Source organism: Bacillus sp. NTK071 (genome assembly GCF_017303315.1).
In the GTDB taxonomy this organism is placed as follows: domain Bacteria; phylum Bacillota; class Bacilli; order Bacillales; family Guptibacillaceae; genus Guptibacillus.
This window is the reverse complement of record NZ_JAFKOI010000008.1, coordinates 66755-88173: the sequence shown is the minus strand read 5'-3', so window position 1 is coordinate 88173 and position 21419 is coordinate 66755. Positions and strand designations below refer to the sequence as shown.

Here is a 21419-nt window from a genome sequence, read left to right as displayed (position 1 = left end):
TGATAAAGGAGAGAAAACTACAATAGAGGGTGATTGTTGTGCATGAACACATAGTCGATGTGATTAAACAAACTGAAAAGGATCATGATATTAAAATTCTTTATGCTTGTGAATCTGGAAGTCGAGCATGGGGGTTTCCTTCGAAGGATTCTGATTACGACGTTCGGTTTATTTACATACATAAGAAAAATTGGTATTTGTCGATCGATCAAGAAAGAGATGTAATTGAAGTTCCAGATCGAGACAAAGTCTCCATCCCGGTTCATGAGTTAGTAGATATGAGCGGATGGGAGCTTACAAAAGCACTTAAACTGTTCCGAAAGTCGAATCCACCTCTTCTGGAGTGGCTCCACTCGAATATTATTTACGATGAGTCCTTTTCAACAGCTAAGCAAATGAGAGAATTAGAAGAAACTATTTTCTCGCCAAGGTCCTGTTTGCATCATTACTTAAACATGGCAAGAGGGAATTTTCGTGAGTACCTACAAGGAGAAAACGTTCGAATTAAAAAATATTTCTATGTTCTAAGACCAGTTCTTGCTGGCAATTGGATTAAGAAGTATCAGTCGATCCCACCACTTGGATTTGATGAACTCTTTGAAGATGCTGCTCTTTCACCGGAACTCCATGAAGCTATCACAACCTTGTTAAAACGTAAAAAAGCAGGGGAAGAATTCAATGTCGAACCGAGAATCGACATCATCAATGACTACTTAGAAAAAGAAATTGAGCAATTAGAAGCGTATGCAAAAACAATAGACGTTGATTCAGAAGATCCGACAGACCAGTTAAATGACCTTTTTAGAAGAACGTTAGAAGAAGTTTGGGGATAACAGGAGAATCACGGGGACGGTTCTCGTGATTTACTGTTACATTTAAGAACTCGAGAAAAACCAGTTTGCTACCTAATTTATTTAGTAGCTGAACTGGTTTTTTGATGTCTAGAAGAAATGAATCAGCAGAACCGTTCCGGTGATTCCTTTAAAAGAATAAAAGATAAAGAAGGTCTTTCTAAAACGGTAAATAAGCTCTATTATAGAACTCGTGAAGTATACGAAACGAGTGATATTTTATGAAAATAAACTTAACTAAAAGAGAAGTTCATCCTGCTTCAGGGGCCATTATGATGGCAATTGGAATATTCCTTTATGCTGATGTTGAGGCTTTTCCTCTTATTGACCAAAATGTAGGGTGGATGTTCATCATTGCGCTTTATCTTATTAGCATTAGGTTATTAACGTCTCTATTCCTACAATTCTCTCGTAACGAGTTTATAGAAAAGGCTCTCCGTCATCCTGTTCGTTTCTTTGCAATGGGAACGTGGATTGCTGGGATATTTGTTTTATGTCAAGTTACGTTAAAGTATTTTCCCGAATGGCTTCACGTTATTCAGGTTGCCGCAGGTTTAAATACGAGTTTATATGTTGTATTTCTATTCGGATGTATTATTCAGATGCGCGCCCTTTTGAAAAACCAAGCAGCCTTTTCCCCCCACGGTATTATTTTACTATCAACCGTAGCTACCCAATCTTTGGTTATTACTTGGGCGAAGATCTACACCATTCCAGTTAAGTTCCTTCTGATTGGTGTGATAATAGGTGCTCTTTTCTATCTTTGTAGTGTTTGGCTTATAAACGGTCGGTACCTGAATGGGGAGAACTGGTCTTTAAAGGACGATTGGCCAAATACAAACTGCATTCTGCATGGTGCATTATCGATCACTGGTTTGGCTCTTGTGTCTACTCAAGCTTTGTCGGGAACAGGCCTTCTTCTAGTTTGGCTAGCTGTTCTTCTCGTATTGCTTAGTGTTGAAACGGTTGAAATCGTCAGAGCGGTCAAGAGAGTGCTGGCGTATGGGTGGAAAAAGGGCCTATTCACATATGATGTGAGTCAGTGGTCGAGAAATTTCACCTTTGGGATGTTTTACGCTTTTTCGGTTGCAATGCCAGAACCACATTCCTTGACGATCTTACATCAGTTTCATACTGGTTTCTTGCTCATTTGGAGTTGGGTTGTTCTCCTTTTTCTTTGCGTTGAAATTTTCTTATGGGCGAGCTCGGCTTCTTATTCGGTGAGAGAAAAGGAGGTTACAAACTTGAGGCGATGAGTCATTTGATTCTTTTTTACCCTTTATCATTGGGTACGCTTACAAATGTTTACACTTTTTTCTTCCGTGGTATCTCAATTAAATAGTGAAAGTGCTTTTCGAATGAATTGAGATAGAAGGAGAGATATCACGTGAATAACAACGGTCAACCAAAGCAAACACAGCCTGAACAACCTGGCATTGAATCTAAAATGAACCCAAGGCCAGACCAACCACATGATTACGTAGGCAGCCATAAGCTAGATCATAAAGTAGCGCTCATTACCGGCGGTGACAGTGGAATCGGTCGCGCTGTAGCAATTGCCTATGCGAAAGAGGGCGCAAATGTTGCGATTAATTACCTTAAGAAAGAACAGAGCGATGCGGACGAAACGAAAAAGCTAATTGAAAACGAAGGCGTCAACTGTCTGCTGATTCCTGGTGACGTTTCTGAAGAGAAAGAATGTAAAGATCTCATCGATCAAACGTTGGATCACTTCGGAAAGCTTGATATTCTAGTGAATAACGCGGCCATCCAGTTTCCAACTGAATCTATTGAAGATATTTCTTATGAGCAGTGGGATCAAACGTTTAAAACAAACGTCTATTCAGTTTTCAATATGACGAAGTACGCGGTTCCTCACTTGGAGAAAGGTAGCTCGATTATCAACACGACTTCTATTAACCCATACACAGGGAATAAAGTCTTAATTGATTACACTTCAACAAAAGGCGCAATCGTAGCATTTACGCGCAGTATGGCAGCGAACCTTGTAGATAAAGGAATTCGCGTCAACATGGTCGCCCCAGGTCCAATTTGGACACCACTTATTCCATCTACGTTTGATGAAGATTCCGTAGCAGAATTCGGAACAGATAACCCGATGGGACGTCCGGGACAGCCGTCTGAACTGTTTGGACCATACGTTTTACTCGCTTCTGACGATGGTTCTTACATGACAGGCCAGTGTATTCATGTAAATGGCGGAGGATATATGTCTTCTTGATCGATTGATTTTGATATATTGTCCAAAATCCCAGTTTATTGTCCAAAATCGTAATATATTGTCCAAATTAAGATTATATTGGCCAAATCTAGCATTTATTAGCCAAAACATTAAAAGCGACTAACCAAATTTGGCTAGTCGCTTTTCTTTCGTTACTTCGCATACGTCTCCTTAATAATCGGCACTGACAAAGCACCAACAACAAGTAAGACACCAGAAAGTAAGATCATAACCGGCATGGAAGATCCGATTAATGGGAACAACACAAAGCTTAAGAGAGAGGCAACGATTTGTGGTAAACAAATACTACCGTTAAACAGCCCAAGATAAGTTCCCATGTTCTTGCCTTTCAAAGCGTTCGTCAGGATCGTGAATGGGAAAGTCATCATGGCTGCCCACGCGATTCCAATTAAGGTAAAGGAAAGAACCAATGCCCATTGATTGTGAATGAAGAACACAGAGCCAAAGCCGATTCCACCTAGCAATAAGCTAATCGCATAAAATGATTTTCTCTGGTCATTTGGCATACGAGATAGTACAAGTGACCATATGACAGCACCGATTGATTGAACTGCTGTTAGAATACCAAACCAGTTTCCTGCATCTTGATAGGCAGCGCTCGCTGGATCACTTGTATTCCAAACGTTGATGGCAATTGCCCCTGTACCGTACGTCCATAAGTATTGAAAGCCCATCCAACAGAATAACTGTACGAGTGTTACCGTCCAAAACACTTTTGGAGCGCTTCCAAGTAATTTGAAAAGGTTTGCTTTTTCTTTCGTCGATTCCTTTGTAATTCCGTGATACATAGCAAACTCGTCTGGATCATACTCTCTCACTTTAAATACAGTAATGAGACTACAAATGATGAGAACACCCGCTCCAGCATAGAATGAAATGACAACCGATTGTGGGATAACGCCTTTTGGTGCACTATTTGAAACACCGATAAGAGTTAAGGCAAAAGGGAAGATACTTGCTAATACAGCACCGCTGTTTGATAGAAAGCTCTGAATTGAATAAGCAAATCCTTTTTGTTCTTTGTTAACCATGTCGCCAACCATCATCTTAAAAGGCTGCATCGCCATGTTGGATGAGACATCCATAAAGAGAATGGCAACTGCTCCAAACGCCATAGCTGTTACAGCACTAAACCCAAAACTACCTGAATTCGGCAATAGGCACATGACAATGACGGCTACAACAGCGCCAACTAGTAAATAAGGAATACGCCGACCAAGTCTTGGCATCCAAGTACGGTCAGAGAAATACCCAACTAGTGGCTGAACGACGAGCCCAGCTAGGGGTGGCAGGATGAAGAACAAACCTAGATTATGAGGATCGGCCCCGAGCGTTTGGAAGATACGCCCCATATTGGCACTTTGCAATGAAAAGGCCATTTGCACACCTAGAAACCCAAAGCTAATTAACCAAATTGTACTGATTGGTAGGAATGGTAAGTCTTTCTGATATCTTTGTTCGCTGGATACTGCTTTTTCTTCTAGCATAATTGCCTCCTGTAACGTGACGAATAGTTAATACGAATAAATTATCGAAGCGTTTTCAGTTTGAATTGCAATCGTTTGCACAAAAACTGAAAAATAAGGTGCTTTTCATTTGCCTTTAACATTGATTAACATAGTAAAAAGGTATTCTTCCTGACATGAGTTGAAAAACACTTATATATTACCTGTTCAATATATAAGAATAATCATCCATAGTATTGGTAAAAAATTATACTTGAAAAGTATATACTATAGTAATGCGTTTAAGCAACCGTTTGCATAAATTTCATAAAAATTAATACGGTGGTTCTCGTAATCCATTTCTTATAGAACATAACAATCTACACCCCTCTAACGTACTATTCTTCTAGCACTCTCTATTCTAACTGTCCATGCAGAACGAACTATTTTCCAAAATAACCCTAGTTCAAACGTTCCGTTTTAGAAGGGATCAAAAGGTAGAAGCGACGAAAAACGAGAACTCCTTCAGTGGTAGACTTTTAAAACTGAGGAGGAGTCAAATGGGTCGAAAGAAGAAAATGACGTTAGTATGTAGCACGCTATTATTGTCATCTGTACTAGTTAGTCCTGCAATGGCAGCGCCAAGTGAGCAGCGTGAAGCGCAAACTCAAGAATACGCCACATCTGGTTTTATTAGTCATGCGGAGTTAAGTAAGAAGCTAAAGCAGATTCATAAGAACAGCCAGGGGCAAGTTCACGTAGATGTTGCTGGATACTCCAATCAGGGGCGTGAAATCTACAAAGCAACGGTGGGTTCAGGAGATAAAGTGATCTTATTGCAAAGTGAGATTCATGGGAATGAGAAAACAGGCACGGCTGCGCTATTAAAGATTTTACAGCAGCTTGGCTCGAACTCTCCAGAAGCTGAGAAAATAAGAAGTGAAGTGACAATTGTCGCGATGCCGATGATCAATCCTGATGCGACAGAATTAAATCGACGAGCTAATGATCTATCGTGGAGTGAAGTTGTGGAAGATTTTCCACAGTTGGCTAGTGCGTCGCCATCATGGAACTACTACACATATACCAATCAATATTGGGATTATGCTTCGAATCCTGGCTTTGACGTGAACCGAGACTTTAATCCAGATCTCGACTATGTGCCTCAACCTGAAGATTTTCCCAATAACTCATCGAATCCAGGGTGGTACATTACTCCTGAAGCTCAAACCGTTCGTGATGTTTACAAAGAATTGATGAATGAGTATGGCAAAGTGGATGTGTTTGTCGATTTACATCACCAGGGTGAGTACTATGTGGAAGGCACAGATGATAAAGTAACGCTCTCGATTTCAGGCGACTTCATTCCTGATCCTAGTAGTGCTGAAGGAGCAAAATATAGTGAGTATGCAGATACATATGATGGCGAGTTTTCAAAACAGTTAAATGTAGCTGCTTATAATGCTTTACAGGAGAGAGGGAATTCTCCATTTGATAACATTACACTCTATCCACAAAATCTAGATTTACCAGGTACAGCTCTTGGTTCTTTTGCTCTTAATGGAAGTGGCGCTGTGCTGTTTGAAGTAACGGGTCAAACGCAAAGCTATGGTCAAAAGAGAATTGGACAGTTGGTTAAAGCGGTTGAGCTTGGACTTTACGGGATTATCGATGGTGTGACGAGCGGAGACGTGTATTCGATTGATCCTGACGAATATGACGATATTCCATTGACAGATCGAGATCAAGATTATGGTCATTAATCCAAAGTGAGATTCTAATTTGTAGGAGGATGAATGTGAAAAAAGAAATTCTAACATTAACAGTAGCAGGAACGATGCTCGTGTCAGGGTCATTTCTAACAGGGAATACGGTACTAGCCGGAGAGAACGGACCAAATGGGCCGAACTATGGTGGAAATGAAACGGTTCAAAATGAACGACTTCATTCTTATGAAGAGATGGTAAGCTTTCTAGAAAAAGTGGACAAGCGTTCTGAAGCACTAGAGTTAGAGGTTTACGGTCAGTCAGTGAAAGGCAGAGATCTTTACCTCGCTAAGTTTGGGAGTATGAATGAAGACAACCCAACAATCCTTTTCTTAACCCAGCAGCATGGGAATGAGACCTTAACAACAGAAGGTGCTCTTGAAATGATTAAGTATCTATCTTCGAATGGTAAGAATGTACAAGAGATTCTTGAAAATGTGAATGTGCTAATCGCTCCACGGTTAAATGTTGACGGGGCAGAAGGGGATGTGAATTTCTCATTAGAAGACTACGTGTCTGGGACTCATACTCGGTATAATGCAAATGAGGTAGATCTTAACCGTGATCACGTGGATCGTGAGCAACCTGAAACGAAGGCATTGCACGAGAACGTATTGCAGAAATACCAACCGGATTACATGATTGATCTCCATCACCAGGGAACGCAAACGACGCTAGGTGACACAGGAGAACTTGTATCTGGTTCTATTCTTTATCCAACGAACGAGAATGTTAATCCTGAAGTTGTGGAACAATCGAAGGAACTCGGAGCAGTCGTTTATCATGCGGTAGAAGCGAAAGGGTATGGATTACTTTCGAAATATCCAGGAGGTAGTGCTCCAACGATTAGCCGAAACGGATTAGCGATGGAATATGGCATTGCAACACTGCTGTTCGAAATGCGAGGAATGGCTGATCACTATCGAGATGACTATGTTCTAGGTCAGAAGAGTAACGGCTACTTAATCCAACAGGCCGTGACAGCAATGAAAGCTAGTTTAGAAGCATTGGCTGATGATTCGATTGATTCGACAGATACTTCTTTCTGGGATACGTTACCAGAGAGTAACTATGACGGTGAGTAAAAGAGGAATCACGAGAGACAATTCTCGTGGTTCTTTTTATTTTCTTAATGGGATAGAAAAGATTTTTCACCTAGTAGAACCCTATTAATCAAACGTTTAATTAATGCGATTACTTATATTTCAGCTAGTTAATATAGAAGATAGTGTGTCGAACAATTCCCATCCTTCGACAGTAACTCTCATGGTTTCTAATCCCTAGTACCTATATAATAGAGAAGTGTTTATTACACATTTTGGGAAAAATGGAGGATGATTGGATGGGGAAGGTAGTCTTGTATTTGGTAATTGGTCTTTTGTTAGTAGGTGGATTTGCGCCTAACGGCTATGCAGCAAATGATAGCCATGTCGATTTGAAGAATGAAATTAAGAAATTGAAACAGCATGAAGGTACGACTTTTTCTAGGGAAGAATTAGAAGACATCCAATCACAGTTAAAACAGAAGCTAACAAATGATCCTACTAAAGTGAAGACACTCAGTGAATATTGGGAGAATGAACCAAATGATTCGTTTGATCAGGCGAATCTCTTAAACCTTGATGACGTGGTGTATGGGACGTTTGAATGGGATGATGTTGATGTGTATCAAATTGAAGTGAAGAATCCTGTGGATTTGATTGTGTCAGGTATTGCGCAACCAGGGATTGACCTCGGATTTCTTCTTGCTGATGAAGAGGGAAATTGGTTAGATCCTGCACTCTATGAGATCTATGATGACGTTCAAGTTCAGGTCTATCCTATACCACCAGGTACTTATTATGTAGGAGCCATTGATTTAAATGGTGGTGGGACAGATGGTATCTATGGTCTGTCTGTTACAAACTTTGAATTTATTAACCGCATTTCAGGATCTGATCGCTATGAAACGGCGATTGAGATTGCAAAAGCGGGTTGGCCGAAGGGAGCCGATAACGTCGTTCTAGCAACGGGCTTAACATTTCCAGATGCTCTAGCAGGAGCACCGCTTGCTTTTCAAATGAATGCACCAATCCTTCTAACACCTAAAGGGAAGCTTGATGAGAGAGTACGTAAGTTAATTGAAGATTTGGGAGTGAAGAAGGTTACTATTCTTGGTGGAACAAGTGCAATTTCATCAGCTGTCGAAAAGGAATTAAAAAATGAGATGAAATTAACGGTTAATCGAATTAAAGGTGAGAATCGTTACGAAACGGCTGCAGCGATAGCGGCGACGCTTCTGCCAAATCGAACAGCGGTCGTAGTATATGGCGGTAACTTCCCTGATGCTCTTTCCATGGCACCATATGCGGCAATGTATGGGTATCCAATCTATTTAACAGATAAAAATGAACTATCAAAAGCAACAAAGGATGCCATGGCAAACTATACGAAAACATACGTCATCGGTGGCCCAAATGCGGTTAGTGAAAAGGTGAAGAAGCAACTTCCTTCTCCAACGAGAATACAAGGGAGTGATCGCTATGAAACGTCGATTGCCATTGCCAAGAAGCTTGAAATGCCAACTTTCGAAGTGTTTGTAGCAACGGGTGAAGGATTTGCAGATGCGTTAGCTGGGTCAGTCCTAGCAGCAAACAATGGAGACCCCATCGTTTTAACTAAGAAGAAGAATCTACCTGACTCCACGTATCAATTCTTTAAAGAAGAACAAACGTCTAGCTACACGATTTTAGGTGGTACAAGTGCAGTAGGTGAGGGCGTTGAGGATGATATTTTTTCGTTAGATTGAGTTGATCCAAGATAATAAATCAAGAAAACCAGGAAGCTAACTAATTTATTTAGTAGCTCACCTGGTTTTTTGTTGTGTGTAGGTAGATCCGTCCAGGTCAATTATATAACTAGGTAATAGTGAATAAGTCTATCAGACTATTTTTGATGAAAAGGAAATTACCAGGAAGCCTTTAGATCATTTTCATTTATACTATAAAATAGTAAACCATTATTGGGCGTTGTGAAAAACTGAAGAGGGAGCTATCTATGACTAAAAAAAGATACCTATATACTGGCATCCTTTGCAGTGCATTATTTCTGGGAGGTTGTTCTGCTTTGACAAATACAAACGATGAACCGAATAAAGAGAAGGAACAAAATGAAGAGAAACAAATTTCTAATGAATCATTAGAGGATCAATACTTTAAATCTGTACAGGACTATACAGCGGAGGAATATTCATTACCGAATGGCAGTGAAACTGACAAAATTGCCGAGGAACATAAAGAAGAAGTACATAAAGCAGTAAAGGCATACTTTAAAGCAAACTATAAAACAGATGTTAAGGTACATAACATTGTTGGGGCAGTAGGTGGGGCTAGCGTATCTGTGGAATCAATTGGAAAGCCACACTTTTATTCCTATGCGATTATTCCGGTCGATAAACAAAAAGGGGAAGTAGATCCTAGTGGTGTTTGGTCTCAAGAAGGGCAAGTTGAAACAGCTATTGTCAGCGGATTATACGCTTGGATTTTCAATGACAAGTTTAAGAAACTTGATCAGTATTTAAATGAAAAAGTTAATGAGTATCCAATCGTTGGTATACCTGAAGAGGCTAATCAGAATGGCGTTGGTAACTACCATACAACGCCATATTATAAAGTCGTTATATATGGTGGAACTGTGGAAGAAAAGCTATTAAAACCATACCTAGAGAATCCTGATCGGTCAAAAGAAGAATGGGCAAAAATGTTAGAGAGTGAATCAATTAATCCTGCTAGGGTTGGTACGCTTATTCAGTTATACATGGAAGAACCTGATGTTGAACCAAACTCGGAAATATTTGATCAAATTGTAAATGACCTGTCTACTATGGAAGGGCTACCTGTCGGAAAGTATAGCTTTCTACTTCATGACAATACGATTGATAAAACAAGAGGACAGAATACTAAGGGAAATACCCTAGAAAGGGCTGCTCCAAATTATATTGTTAAGGAATAATGTTATATATACATATCTATAAAAGGTGGAGATATACTTGAAAGCTGTACAAAATAATAATATTAGTGATAGGGACCTTGTAGAACTTTCAGGTTTTCACGCTTATAGAGAACTTTTTGCTTCTGAAAATTTACAGGTAAATGGTAATATTTACGAAGTAATTGACCGTATTGTAATTAATTCATCAGGCTTAAATGCAATTACTGTTCAAAAGGTTTCAGATGATATCAATTCTTTGGATATAGCAGTTATCTATGTAGGAACTGATCCCAAAGATAAACAAGATGTTATGACTGATCTTAAACTCATTGGTGCTGACACCCCGCAGCAGTTAAAAGACGCTGGTCAATATTTCAATGATATGGAAGAGAAGTTCGGAGAAATCTCATACGTAGCAGGCAACTCTCTAGGTGGAGCACTCGCAAACTCAATTGCAGTTAAAAACAAGGACGTTAAAAGTGTGACGTTAAACCCTGCTATTTTACCAGGTGATTTAATAGATCCAACAAATCTAGAAGTTAATAGCACAAACTATTTCATGGAATACGATCCTTTAACAAATGGGGAAGAAGCATTGGGACTGGGTTATCGCATACCAGGAAAAGCCTATCGAATTGGTGGAGGAACCCCAACAGGATCGCTTCTTTTAGGAGCAAATCATACCGGTTATCTAGACGGGGATATGAAAGACCAACAAGTAGAGATTGGTGTGAAAGGTGAACCGGGTTACGGGTTTATCCGAATTGGTGCTGATGAGCACATTGTAACAAGCATTTGGACTGGTGAGTCACTACATACAGGTAATTCAAGTCGCATTGAACTTAATGCAGAAACAATTGATACCCTGTATCAAGGGATATTTGATCTTGTAGCGAATCGTCTTTCTCTTTCTACAGAATACATCGGAAATTCTGTTAGTATCGTTGAGGATGAGCGAGCAAAATTTGAAGAGCGTGTAGCTAATTTAAAAGAAACATTCTCTAACTTTGTCGAAGATCTAACCTCTTCACAAGTTTTAAAGGGAATTACATCAACCGGTTACCTCATACAGGTGGAAATTGAGAATATGAGAAAACTTTTGTATATGGCAGAGGATCGCTTTAGGGGGCTAAATTCGTATCTTAATTCTCCGCCAGCTGAGATTGCTGAACATATTTTTAAGATTGATGTTAGCGTGGAAAGTATCTTTAGTGATATTCAGCTGAAAATTGATGAAATGGAAAGCCATTTCGAGGATCTTGTACAGCATATGAATTACATACGAGAGAATAAACTCCCTGAATTGTTTGAAGGGGGAACGGATTACTTTTATGATGCCATAGTTGGTGAATTAGCGTCTCATTACAAAATTATCAACCAGAATAAAGACTTGTTATCAGGTCAAATCATGAACTTTGGAACGAGTGTTTCCGAAACGGCAGCGTCACTCTTTGATGGTGACCTTTCATTAGCGGCTTCTATTGAGTCGAAGGTAAACCGAGTTCAAGAGGTTAAGAAGATATCAAAAATAGAAAAATCCCGTCTGATTGATTCTGAGTATTTACCAAATGGACTATCCATTAAAGAAAAAGTTCTGGAAGAAGCGACGGAGAAAATCGTAAATGCTATTTGGATGCATATTATTCCGCCTCTCTCAACAATAAAAGGGATACTGTCTGCATTTGGTAGTATGCTACAAGCTCTCATTAATTCTATTCGGTATATACAAGTTCAATCCACTTCCTCGTTGCCAGTCAAATTACTAGGCTTATTCAGCAGTTTTGATGAAAAGATTAACGAGTTTGTATCCGTCACAATTAGCCCATTAGAACAGCTGCTTAATATGGTAGAAGGTCTAGAAGAAGGCACACAGCAACTGTTAACAAACTTCCCTGAGTTAATTGGTCGCTTCAAACCTTACATCGATACAGCTCTTTTTAACATTAGCAAGTACGAAGATGTTCGGTTATACAATTTGAGTTCTACCGATATCTTAGAAGAAATGACCCTATTATTTTCGGATGTAATCAACCAACTCTCTCATCAAAAAGCAGTATCGGTCGATGCTCTCGTTGAAGCATCTGAACAGGTTGTTCATAATCTTAAATTTCTTCACGCACAGGTTGAAAGAGGGACAGTTATGTAGAAGCATGTGACTATTAAAGGTCATGTGCTTTTATTTTGAACGAATAATCGTAACCGTTCTGAATCATAGGGACGGTTCTCATGATTCACTATTAGACTTATATTTAAGAACTCAAGTAAAACGAGGAAGCAAACTAATTTAATTAGTAGCTCACCTGGTTTTTTTGATGTGATGAAGCAAATGAATCAGCAGAACCGTCCCGGTGATTCATTACAAAATAGATTTGGAAGAGTTTAAGAACCAAGAATTATAAAAAGGCCTCTTTCGCCAATGGTGGTGGCTAAGGTATAGTGAGATGAACTTATAGAGAATTTTTAAGGAACACTTCTTTCACATGTTCAATTATATATGAACTTATTTTTTTATGAGTTTAATCACTATTATTCTTATTTAAAAATGTAATTGTTTCCATCCAATTTTCGATGTCTTTTTTCTTGTCTTCAATTCTTTTTGTGCAATCTGAATTACTTTCTTTGCACTGAAATGTGTAGTCTACTTCAACCGCACCAGAGTCTTTTGTGTTTTGAATGAAACCAACAACAATCTGATTCCCGATTTCATCCTCGAAAAAAGCGATGTTTATAGATCGTCCATCCAACTTTTTTTCTTCGAATTCAAGTGGACGATCATAAAGGTCATTTAATGTTTGGAGGCTGGAGTCTTTAAACTCGTTTTTCATAAATTGATAATACTTTATTACTATTTCTCCTTCAATTTCCCCGCTTGTATTGCCAATTAGATAGCTTTCAGAGCCCTCTTGTAATGAGTATCCTGCTTCTCCGATAATTCCATCTGCAGGAAAGTCCATTTTATAATTTCCAGTTCCAGATAAAAAAGGATAGTATCCATTTCTGGTCTCTTCAATCGACTGCAAGAATCCTCTGGTAAACTCATTTTCAAATGCCCTTACTTTCGGCAATTCTTCGGCATTAACTTTCTCTGGGTCAGTTGTTTGGTTATCATCACTCATCTGGCACCCTCCTAAAAATAAAGACATAATAATGAGTAGACTAATCGATAATCTCATCGTCATCCTCCAGCTTCATATGGTTGATATGTATTCCTTATTAAAAAATACAACAGATAAACTTTTCTTGGAACGTATTACAGACACATTCAATTGTATTCGTTAAAGTGAGGACATTGGTACTAGGAATTTAATACTAACGTTCTCTAAAATTCTTTCAATATTTATTATTTTGAAAATCATATATATAAACAATAGTGTTGGCGGATGTGTTGTTAAATTTGATTTATAATGTGGAAGCGTAGAGAAATAATATGATTGTTCTTTACAGATAAAGAGGTGGCTATCCATGAACAAAAAAAGATTTATATATACTAGTATCCTTGCGGGTGTAATCATTCTGGGAGGGTGTTCTACTTTCACTAATCCAAAGGATGAACCGAAAAAGACCACGAAAGAATTAATAGAGGATCAATACTTTAAATCTGTACAGGATTATACAGCGGAGGAATATTCATTACCCAATTGCAGTGAAACTGACAAAATTGCAGAGGAATATAAAGAAGAAGTACATAAGGCAGTGAAGGCATATTTTAAAGAAAACTATAAAACAGATGTTAAAGTACACAACATCGTTGGAGCGGTAGATGGTGCGAGTGTTTTTGTGGAATCAGTTGGGAAGCCACACTTTTACACATATGCCATTATTCCAGCCGATAAACAAACAGAAGAAGTAGATCCTAGTGGAGTTTGGTCACAAGAAGGGCAGGTCGAAACAGCTATTATTAGCGGATTATATGCTTGGATCTTTGAAGAGGAATTTCAGAAACTTGATCAGTATTTGGACGAAAAAGTGACGCAGTATCCGATCGTCGGTATACCTAAAGTGTCTAATCAAAATGGGGTTGGCAACTATCATACAACTCCATACTATAAAGTTGTTATTTATGGTGGAACTTTGGAAAAAAAGCTATTGGCACCGTATTTAGATAAACCTAATCGATCAAAAGAAGAATGGGCAAAAATGTTAGAGGGTGAATCAATTGATCCTTCCATGGTAGCTACTCTTATTCAGTTATATATGGAAGAACCTGATGCTGAACCAAGTAAGGAAATATTTAATGAAGTGGTAAGTGGCTTGTCAGAAATGGAAGGACTAGCCGTGGGACAATACGGTTTTATTTTACATGACAATACAATCAATAAATCGAGTGGTCAGAATACAAAGGACAATAGTCTAGAACGAACTTATCCAGATGATATTATTAAGGATTAAACAAAACATTAAATTAGCTACAGCTGATTTAATGAATTTCTTCTATCATACAGAAGAGTCATAAAGGTCTGTTTCTTACTAATTGAAAAAGGGGTTATGAATGATTAAAAAAAGATACCTGTATAGTAGCATTTTTTGTAGCACATTACTTCTCAGTGGGTGTTTGTTCAATGATAAATCAGAAGAAGATATTATAGAAGACAAGTACTTTGTATCAGTTCAAGACTACACTGGGGTAGGTTACCTCCTCCCTAACGGCGATGAAACTGACAAAATTGCTGAGAAACATAAAGAAGAAGTCGAAGAAGCAGTGAAAGCCTATTTTAAAGAAAACTATCAAACCGAAGTTAAGGTACATAACATTGTAGGAGCAGTAGACGGTGCGACGGTATTTGTAGAGTCAGTTGGGCAGCCGCATTTCTATTCCTACGCTATTATTCCTGTTGATAAAGATAAGGAAGAAATAGATCCAGAAGGCGTTTCGTCGCAAGAAGGGCAAGTTGAGACAGCTATTGTCAGTGGTTTATATGCATGGGTTTATGAAGATAGATTTATGGAACTTGATAAATTTCTTGAAGGTATAGTTCAAGAGTATCCAGTCATCGGAATAAGAGAAGAAGCAAATGAAAATGTAAGAGGAAATTACTTTTTAACGCCATATTATAAAGTGACTGTTTATGGTGGGAGATTAGAAGAATTATTACCAGTATATTTAATGAATCCAAACAAAACCAGAGAAGAATGGAAAAGTATCCTGGGACCTGAACCTATTGATTCTTCAAAGATTTCAATTACAATCCAAATGTATATGGAGGAACAAGACGTAGATCCAAATGAAAAAATATTTGATACAATCGTCGAGCAAATTACAGTAAAGGATGGACTTCCTTCAGGCAAGTATAGTTTTCTTCTGCATGATAATACAATCGATAAAACAAGTGCACAGAACAATAAAGAGAATTCACTTAAAAAAGGAGCACCAGATTATATTGTAAAAGAGTAAAAGCTCTAAGGATTCTTTTAACAGGAATTGAGCAATCCGTACTTACATCAAGATAGTATATTTTAATATCGCAAATCTTTCCCTCTCCTCCTCAAGAAAATCCTCCTTCTTGAAGACCCTCATTCCAAAATAGACTATTCATATAGCGTATTGCGCAACGGGGGGATTCAATGGCGATCCACACAGTAATGGTGGGTGATAATCTTTGGGGCATTTCAATTGCTTATGGTGTATCGATGGAGTCACAGGGACGGTTCTCATGATTCACTATTAGACTTATATTTAAGAACTCAAGTAAAACGAGGAAGCAAACTAATTTAATTAGTAGCTCACCTGGTTTTTTTGATGTGATGAAGCAAATGAATCAGTAGAACCGTCCCGGTGATTCTCCGATGTCATCTTTTTCAGATATAAAATGTATGGCCGTACCATCGTATCCCGATGTGTCATTATTAAGGTGAGAAGACTGAGAGGAGTGAAAAATGTCCAATTTAGCAGGAAGCGTTTCTTCAAATTCTTCAAGGTAAATTCTTTGAACTTCTCGAATGAACTCACTTTCAGATAAATTGTCATATTCTAAGTCAGTGATTCTTAATCGGAATTCTCGCGAACTTAATAATTGATTTGTCATAACTTTATTCACTTCCGGTCTTAGTTCTAAATTTAATAGACTCCAGCCATTTTGAAATAGTTGTTTTTGTATCTTCTATAATCTGATTACAGTTTTCAGCGTTTTCCTTACATTCAGAAACTGTTGATATTTCAACCGCCCCGCTATTCTCAGAGTTTTGAATCATGGCAACATATCCAAAGTAGCCTAGATCATCTTTGTAAAAAGCTTTTTGCAGAGTACGACCAGGTAAATCTTTTTGTTGAAATTGTAATGGTGTATCAGAATTTTCTTTAATTGTTTGGAGCCTTGAATCCATAGAGTCTGATTTCATAAACCCAAAATATTTTATGTTTATTCTGGCGTTAAATTCATTGCTTACATGGCCAATGCTAAATTTTTCAGTACCGTTTTGTTGGAAATATCCTCTTTCATCTATAACGCCACCTGCGGGGAAATTCATTTCATAATTACTAGTCTGAGATAAAAAAGGATAGTATCCTTCTTTAGTCTCTTTAATTGATTGCAGGAAACCTCTGGTAAACTCATCTTCAAATGCTCTTACATTAGGTAGTTTCTCTGCTTCCACCTTCTCTGGGTCAATTGTTTGGTTATCATCACTCATCTGGCACCCTCCTAAAAATAAAGACATAATAATGAGTAGACTAATCGATAATCTCATCGTCATCCTCCAGCTTCATATGGTTGATATGTATTCCTTATTAAAAGATACAACAGATAAACTTTTCTTGGAACGTACTACAGACACATTCAATTATATTCGTTAAAGTGAGGACATTGGTACTAGGAATTTAATACTAACGTTCTCTATGACTCTTATTTTTATGGAGTCACAGGGACGGTTCTCATAATTCACTATTAGAGTTATATTTAAGAACTCAAGTAAAACGAGGAAGCAAACTAATTTAATTAGTAGTTCACCTGGTTTTTTTGATGTGATGAAGCAAATGAATCAGCAGAACCGTCCCGGTGATTCACCAGGTGATTCAAAACCTCCCTCATGAATCTCCGCATTCCAAAATAGACTATCCATATAGCGTATTGCGCAACGGGGGGATTCAATGGCGATCCACACAGTAATGGTGGGTGATAATCTTTGGGGCATTTCAATTGCTTATGGTGTATCGATAGCGACTATAAAGACTGTGAACGGTCTCTTTTCTGATCGACTCGTTCCTGGATTAACTCTTTATATACCAGATCAGGCACTGCCTGAAAGGTACTATCAAATCAAGCCAGGTGATACGTACTGGAAGCTTTCCCAACAATTTCAAACTTCAATTCAAGCGATTATGACAGCAAATCCAACAATCAATCCAAATGCTCTTCCGATCGGACTAAGAATCCGTATCCCTACGCCAGAAAAGTACCGTATGCAAACTCTGGTATTTTTTGATGCGTTATCGGGTGCACCTTACCTTGACATGCTTAATGATCTTGCAGATTCCATCACATATTTAGCGATATTCACTTATTCCTTTACGGCAGAAGGCGAACTTCTTACGATAGATGATAATCTTATTTTACAAAGAACGAAAGCATTAAACATCAAGCCATTACTCGTGATTAGTAACTATGAGAATCGTATGTTTAGCCCAGCATTAGCGGATGTTGTTCTCAAGGATCCTATAAGGAGAAAGACATTAGTTCAAGGTCTCGTTAAAAAGGTAAAGGAAAAGGGCTATGCAGGCGTCAGTATTGATTTTGAGTTTGTTCCTGCTGATAGAAGAAATGATTTCACTGCATTTCTTAAAGAATTAAAGCTGGGCCTTGGAAACTTAATTCTACAACTCAATGCGCATGCAAAAAGTAGCGACATGGCAACGAATCGATTGGTTGGTTTTCTTGATTATAAGGCCACTGGCGAGATTGTGGATATTGTATCCGTTATGACAATTGACTATGGCTATGCGATTGGACCGCCTGATCCGATTGCGCCGGTTTGGTGGATTGAACAGGTAATGATGTATGCGACTGGTCAGATTAACAGGCGGAAAATCATGATGGCGATAAGCCTTTATGGGTATAATTGGACGGTGCCACGACAGGGAGATGCAGCAATGATTCCAAATCAAAATGCTCAGAACCGTGCGCTTGAAGGATGGATACCGATTCAATACAATCCTACTGCGCAGGCTCCGAACTATAGTTATAACCTTATGAACAAAGAGCATATCGTTTGGTTTGAGGATATCAAAAGTTTGACGGCGAAATACAAACAAATGGAGGCTTATAATTTACTTGGAAGTACGTACTGGCGGTTACGATTCCCTTTTCCGCAGAACTGGGCGTATGTGAAGAAGAATATAGATGTTATGAAATAAGAATTGCGAAGAATCAGGGGAGCGCTCTCGTGATTCTTTTTTTATTTTACAATAAGAAATTGCACTGCTCTATTTAGGAGATCGGGGTTTGCCAAATGCCCAATTTCCGAATGCAAACACAAGTCCAAGAATAAATGCTTGTAGAGTGTTATCTAGTAGATTTAATGCTTTATCATTAAGATAATCAATAAATACTAGTGTTACGAATGAAGATATAAACAATAAAACGCTAAATATTAATAATCTCATACTATCGCCTTTCTAAAAGATCATTGGTTGGTTTACTGTTTTGAGATTTGAATCACTTTTATCAGCAATTATACTATAAAATAACACAACAATAACGAGGTGATTCACATAACTAATAAACTAATGCTCTTCTCATGGAATGTTCGACAGGGTGGAGGCAAAAGAATTGATGAGCAGTTAAACGTAATAAGAGATTTACATCCTGACTTAGTAGCTCTTCAAGAAATGACCATAAAAAATGTTGATCAGTATTCAGAAGCACTTAAGGGATTAGGATTTAATCATATACACAATACTTTTAAATTAATTAGTGAGCCTTCCATCATAGTTGGTCCTAGAAGATATGGTCTATTAATTGCAAGTAAGTGGCCGCTAGAAATAATAAATGATTTCGTAATACCTTGGGAAGAGAGAGTACTAGGTGTTAAGGTGGATAGTCCGGTTGGGCATATCGAGCTTTATAATAGCCATGTTCCTCCTGGTTCATCAAATGGTTGGGTTAAGATCGATACGTTTGAGGGTATTTTCAATAAATTAGCCTGCTATTCTTGTAATCATAGAATTTTATGTGGGGACTTTAATTCGCCTCAGTTAGAAACGAATGATGGAGAGATTATTACCTGGGGGCAAGTTTTATATAAAGACGGTTCATGGAGACTTCCTCCAAAAAGTGAAAAATGGGATGCAGGAGAAAGAAGTGTTCTAGAACGGCTATCTAATTATGATTTAGGAGATGTCTATCGTTCACTTTATGGATTTGCGAAAAGCGACTATAGCTTTATTTTAAAGAGGAAAGATAAAGTGTTTCCACGCAGGTTTGACCACTGCTTTGCATCTAAAACACTGAATCCTGTATCATTCAAGTATTTGCATATCTATCGAGAGCAAAAATTAAGTGATCATTCTCCATTCATTGTCACATTCCAGCCCAATCATCTGGATAAGAATCTTCATGAAGGAGAGAAAACCAGATCAGATAAATTCTCATATACCGAAGAAGAGTTTAGAGTTCTTCGAGATATTAAGAAGTAAGCTAACTTGGTTTACGTCTTGAAAAATCTACAAAATGTACTAAAATCAAACGTTTAATTAAGATACACTTTTGGTATTGGACAACTGATTATACCTTGCTTATGGATATGATAAACTGTACTCATAAAAATAACGAACGTATCCCTTAATGGTAAGAAGGAGTGTGTCTATTGCTAATTCAATGTACGAAGAAACTTTTAGATGAACTAAAAGTCTCCCCAGGAACACCTTCAGAAGAAAACGCGCTTTTTGACTGGCATGCAAATGTAATAAAGATTGGCCGTAAGAAGGTGCTAGTGCTGGTGAATGATTTAACTCGCTATGTGATCGTCCTCTATGGTGTAAAAGCAAAAGACCTGAAGCATATTGATAAGCTGATTTCACAAGCTCTTGAGAAGGTGTGGCAAGCTGAGAATATCAAGGATGAAATCATTCAAAATTATTTGCAGCAGGCCAATGCTAATGAGATTACCTTTTCCAAAACAAAAGATCGAACGTCTGTCGCGCGGTTAAACAAAGCGTGTGAGAATGCTCATTACTTTGAAGATTTGGTTGATGAAGAAGTAATTATTCAAGAAGATCTAAGTTTAAGGATCAGCAGCATGTTAGCAGGGAACGGAAAAAGTTACATTCATCCAAATGAGGAGATGTATAAGAGTTTAGAGGAGTTTGCTGGTGAATCGGCTTTCAATTCTGAAGCGGTAGAGTTAAATGTAACGCTGAAGCTAGATCATAGGTCGGTATGGCGCAAACTCGTAGTTCCGATGAATACCACTTTTAGTAACCTGCATCATTTCTTACAGGTAGCATTTGGTTGGCAAAATAGCCACTTACATGACTTTATAATTTACCCGGATTTCAGTGGGGAAAATGTCATCCCAATGAATCAAAACCAAGCGACCATTAATTTAGTATGTAGTGAAGAAGCGTTTAACTATCCAGGTGATATTCCAATGAAAATGGAAACCGGGGTTAAGTTGTTTGAGTATCTGCCTGCCAAAATTGTCTACAACTACGACTTTGGTGATGATTGGGAGCACGTTATTGAGGTTGAAAAAGTAGTCGATAATTATAAAGTGAATTATCCAATCTGCCTTGATGGGGAAGGGAACGCGCCTCCAGAAGATGTAGGTGGAGAGGGGGGTTATGAAGAATTTCTTCAAATTATTGGCGATCCCAATCATCCAGATTATCAACATATGATCAGCTGGGGAAAGATGCAGGGATATAAAGAGTTTGATCTTAAAGATATTAATTTTCGATTGAAAATGGGGTTATAAGAATAGGAAACCCTATCATAGATCAGTCTCGTCAACTCCATTACGAAAAATAGAGTGGCAGCTAAAATAGCCACAACCAAACAAGACCATCTGTAGTGTTCTTCTATTCCAGTGGCCAACAAAAATATCGCATACATGGATAACGCTACAATTAAATGAATCTGATCTTCTCATCTCCTTTAGTCATTCACCTCGTATAAATTAGGAAAGGTACAGG

At 38.2% G+C, this 21419-nt stretch carries 19 protein-coding genes; 14 read left to right on the top strand and 5 right to left on the bottom strand.

All coding sequences use genetic code 11. The annotated features are described in order from the left end of the window. Positions 1-38: 38 nt before the first annotated feature. From JI666_RS13720 to JI666_RS13710, 3 genes are all read left to right on the top strand, one after another. The gene (locus JI666_RS13720) at positions 39-833 is read left to right on the top strand and encodes a nucleotidyltransferase domain-containing protein (protein ID WP_206892811.1); all 795 of its coding nucleotides are present in this window, start codon (positions 39-41) and stop codon (positions 831-833) included. Positions 834-1072: 239 nt separating this feature from the next. Next, positions 1073-2107, top strand: coding sequence for a hypothetical protein (locus tag JI666_RS13715; RefSeq protein WP_206892810.1), 1035 nt, complete (start codon positions 1073-1075; stop codon positions 2105-2107). A gap of 131 nt (positions 2108-2238) precedes the next feature. Next, positions 2239-3093, top strand: coding sequence for an SDR family oxidoreductase (locus JI666_RS13710; protein ID WP_206892809.1), 855 nt, complete (start codon positions 2239-2241; stop codon positions 3091-3093). 152 nt (positions 3094-3245) lie between these two features. Here JI666_RS13710 and JI666_RS13705 read toward each other — a convergent pair whose 3' ends face one another. Continuing rightward, positions 3246-4601 carry an SLC45 family MFS transporter gene (locus tag JI666_RS13705; RefSeq protein ID WP_206892807.1) on the bottom strand — a complete coding sequence of 452 codons (1356 nt, stop codon included), beginning with the start codon at positions 4599-4601 and terminating at the stop codon, positions 3246-3248. Positions 4602-5119: 518 nt separating this feature from the next. Here JI666_RS13705 and JI666_RS13700 point away from each other — a divergent pair. The 5 genes from JI666_RS13700 to JI666_RS13680 all read left to right on the top strand — a co-directional run bounded on the left by JI666_RS13700 (position 5120) and on the right by JI666_RS13680 (position 12440). Further along, positions 5120-6322 carry a M14 family zinc carboxypeptidase gene (locus JI666_RS13700; RefSeq protein ID WP_206892806.1) on the top strand — a complete coding sequence of 401 codons (1203 nt, stop codon included), beginning with the start codon at positions 5120-5122 and terminating at the stop codon, positions 6320-6322. 35 nt (positions 6323-6357) lie between these two features. Beyond that, positions 6358-7410, top strand: a complete 1053-nt coding sequence (locus JI666_RS13695; protein ID WP_206892803.1) for a M14 family metallopeptidase — start codon at positions 6358-6360, stop codon at positions 7408-7410. A 257-nt stretch (positions 7411-7667) separates the two neighbouring features. Continuing rightward, entirely contained in the window at positions 7668-9113 is a 1446-nt protein-coding gene (locus tag JI666_RS13690) for a cell wall-binding repeat-containing protein (RefSeq protein ID WP_206892802.1), read from the top strand. Between the two features lie 317 nt (positions 9114-9430). Then, on the top strand, positions 9431-10315 hold the full coding sequence (locus JI666_RS13685) for a DUF1672 family protein (protein WP_206892795.1): 885 nt from the start codon (positions 9431-9433) through the stop codon (positions 10313-10315). A gap of 37 nt (positions 10316-10352) precedes the next feature. Further along, on the top strand, positions 10353-12440 hold the full coding sequence (locus JI666_RS13680) for an SA1320 family protein (RefSeq protein WP_206892793.1): 2088 nt from the start codon (positions 10353-10355) through the stop codon (positions 12438-12440). Between the two features lie 370 nt (positions 12441-12810). Here JI666_RS13680 and JI666_RS13675 read toward each other — a convergent pair whose 3' ends face one another. Then, the gene (locus JI666_RS13675) at positions 12811-13410 is read right to left on the bottom strand and encodes a YvcA-related protein (RefSeq protein WP_206892792.1); all 600 of its coding nucleotides are present in this window, start codon (positions 13408-13410) and stop codon (positions 12811-12813) included. Between the two features lie 346 nt (positions 13411-13756). Here JI666_RS13675 and JI666_RS13670 point away from each other — a divergent pair, with 346 nt between their 5' ends. From JI666_RS13670 to JI666_RS13660, 3 genes are all read left to right on the top strand, one after another. Then, positions 13757-14683, top strand: a complete 927-nt coding sequence (locus JI666_RS13670; protein WP_206892789.1) for a DUF1672 family protein — start codon at positions 13757-13759, stop codon at positions 14681-14683. 100 nt (positions 14684-14783) lie between these two features. Then, positions 14784-15686: a DUF1672 family protein gene (locus JI666_RS13665; protein ID WP_206892787.1), complete on the top strand. Its 903-nt coding sequence runs from the start codon at positions 14784-14786 to the stop codon at positions 15684-15686. Between the two features lie 170 nt (positions 15687-15856). Beyond that, positions 15857-15949: a LysM peptidoglycan-binding domain-containing protein gene (locus JI666_RS13660; protein ID WP_206892785.1), complete on the top strand. Its 93-nt coding sequence runs from the start codon at positions 15857-15859 to the stop codon at positions 15947-15949. Between the two features lie 101 nt (positions 15950-16050). On the opposite strand, the gene JI666_RS13655 is transcribed toward JI666_RS13660, so the two are convergent. Together JI666_RS13655 and JI666_RS13650 are read right to left on the bottom strand one after the other, a co-directional pair. After that, positions 16051-16317 (bottom strand): DUF6792 domain-containing protein, encoded by a 267-nt coding sequence (locus tag JI666_RS13655; RefSeq protein ID WP_206892783.1) that lies wholly within the window; start codon positions 16315-16317, stop codon positions 16051-16053. A gap of 4 nt (positions 16318-16321) precedes the next feature. Next, on the bottom strand, positions 16322-16921 hold the full coding sequence (locus JI666_RS13650) for a YvcA-related protein (RefSeq protein WP_206892781.1): 600 nt from the start codon (positions 16919-16921) through the stop codon (positions 16322-16324). Between the two features lie 457 nt (positions 16922-17378). Between JI666_RS13650 and JI666_RS13645 the strand changes: the two genes are divergently transcribed. Continuing rightward, positions 17379-18641, top strand: a complete 1263-nt coding sequence (locus JI666_RS13645; protein ID WP_206892778.1) for a glycosyl hydrolase family 18 protein — start codon at positions 17379-17381, stop codon at positions 18639-18641. Positions 18642-18710: 69 nt separating this feature from the next. Here JI666_RS13645 and JI666_RS13640 read toward each other — a convergent pair whose 3' ends face one another. Continuing rightward, entirely contained in the window at positions 18711-18890 is a 180-nt protein-coding gene (locus JI666_RS13640) for a hypothetical protein (RefSeq protein WP_206892775.1), read from the bottom strand. 99 nt (positions 18891-18989) lie between these two features. Here JI666_RS13640 and JI666_RS13635 point away from each other — a divergent pair, with 99 nt between their 5' ends. Continuing rightward, positions 18990-19922: an endonuclease/exonuclease/phosphatase family protein gene (locus JI666_RS13635; RefSeq protein ID WP_206892773.1), complete on the top strand. Its 933-nt coding sequence runs from the start codon at positions 18990-18992 to the stop codon at positions 19920-19922. A 170-nt stretch (positions 19923-20092) separates the two neighbouring features. Then, entirely contained in the window at positions 20093-21202 is a 1110-nt protein-coding gene (locus JI666_RS13630) for a plasmid pRiA4b ORF-3 family protein (protein ID WP_206892770.1), read from the top strand. Positions 21203-21419: the final 217 nt, after the last annotated feature.

Bases quoted from the DNA above. Each gene is read 5' to 3' on its own strand.
- JI666_RS13655 (WP_206892783.1), bottom strand. From the start codon at position 16,317: ATGACAAATCAATTATTAAGTTCGCGAGAATTCCGATTAAGAATCACT.
- JI666_RS13640 (WP_206892775.1), bottom strand. From the start codon at position 18,890: ATGAGATTATTAATATTTAGCGTTTTATTGTTTATATCTTCATTCGTA.
- JI666_RS13665 (WP_206892787.1), top strand. From the start codon at position 14,784: ATGATTAAAAAAAGATACCTGTATAGTAGCATTTTTTGTAGCACATTA.
- JI666_RS13670 (WP_206892789.1), top strand. From the start codon at position 13,757: ATGAACAAAAAAAGATTTATATATACTAGTATCCTTGCGGGTGTAATC.
- JI666_RS13645 (WP_206892778.1), top strand. From the start codon at position 17,379: ATGGCGATCCACACAGTAATGGTGGGTGATAATCTTTGGGGCATTTCA.
- JI666_RS13715 (WP_206892810.1), top strand. From the start codon at position 1,073: ATGAAAATAAACTTAACTAAAAGAGAAGTTCATCCTGCTTCAGGGGCC.
- JI666_RS13690 (WP_206892802.1), top strand. From the start codon at position 7,668: ATGGGGAAGGTAGTCTTGTATTTGGTAATTGGTCTTTTGTTAGTAGGT.
- JI666_RS13705 (WP_206892807.1), bottom strand. From the start codon at position 4,601: ATGCTAGAAGAAAAAGCAGTATCCAGCGAACAAAGATATCAGAAAGAC.
- JI666_RS13660 (WP_206892785.1), top strand. From the start codon at position 15,857: ATGGCGATCCACACAGTAATGGTGGGTGATAATCTTTGGGGCATTTCA.
- JI666_RS13675 (WP_206892792.1), bottom strand. From the start codon at position 13,410: ATGAGTGATGATAACCAAACAACTGACCCAGAGAAAGTTAATGCCGAA.
- JI666_RS13650 (WP_206892781.1), bottom strand. From the start codon at position 16,921: ATGAGTGATGATAACCAAACAATTGACCCAGAGAAGGTGGAAGCAGAG.
- JI666_RS13700 (WP_206892806.1), top strand. From the start codon at position 5,120: ATGGGTCGAAAGAAGAAAATGACGTTAGTATGTAGCACGCTATTATTG.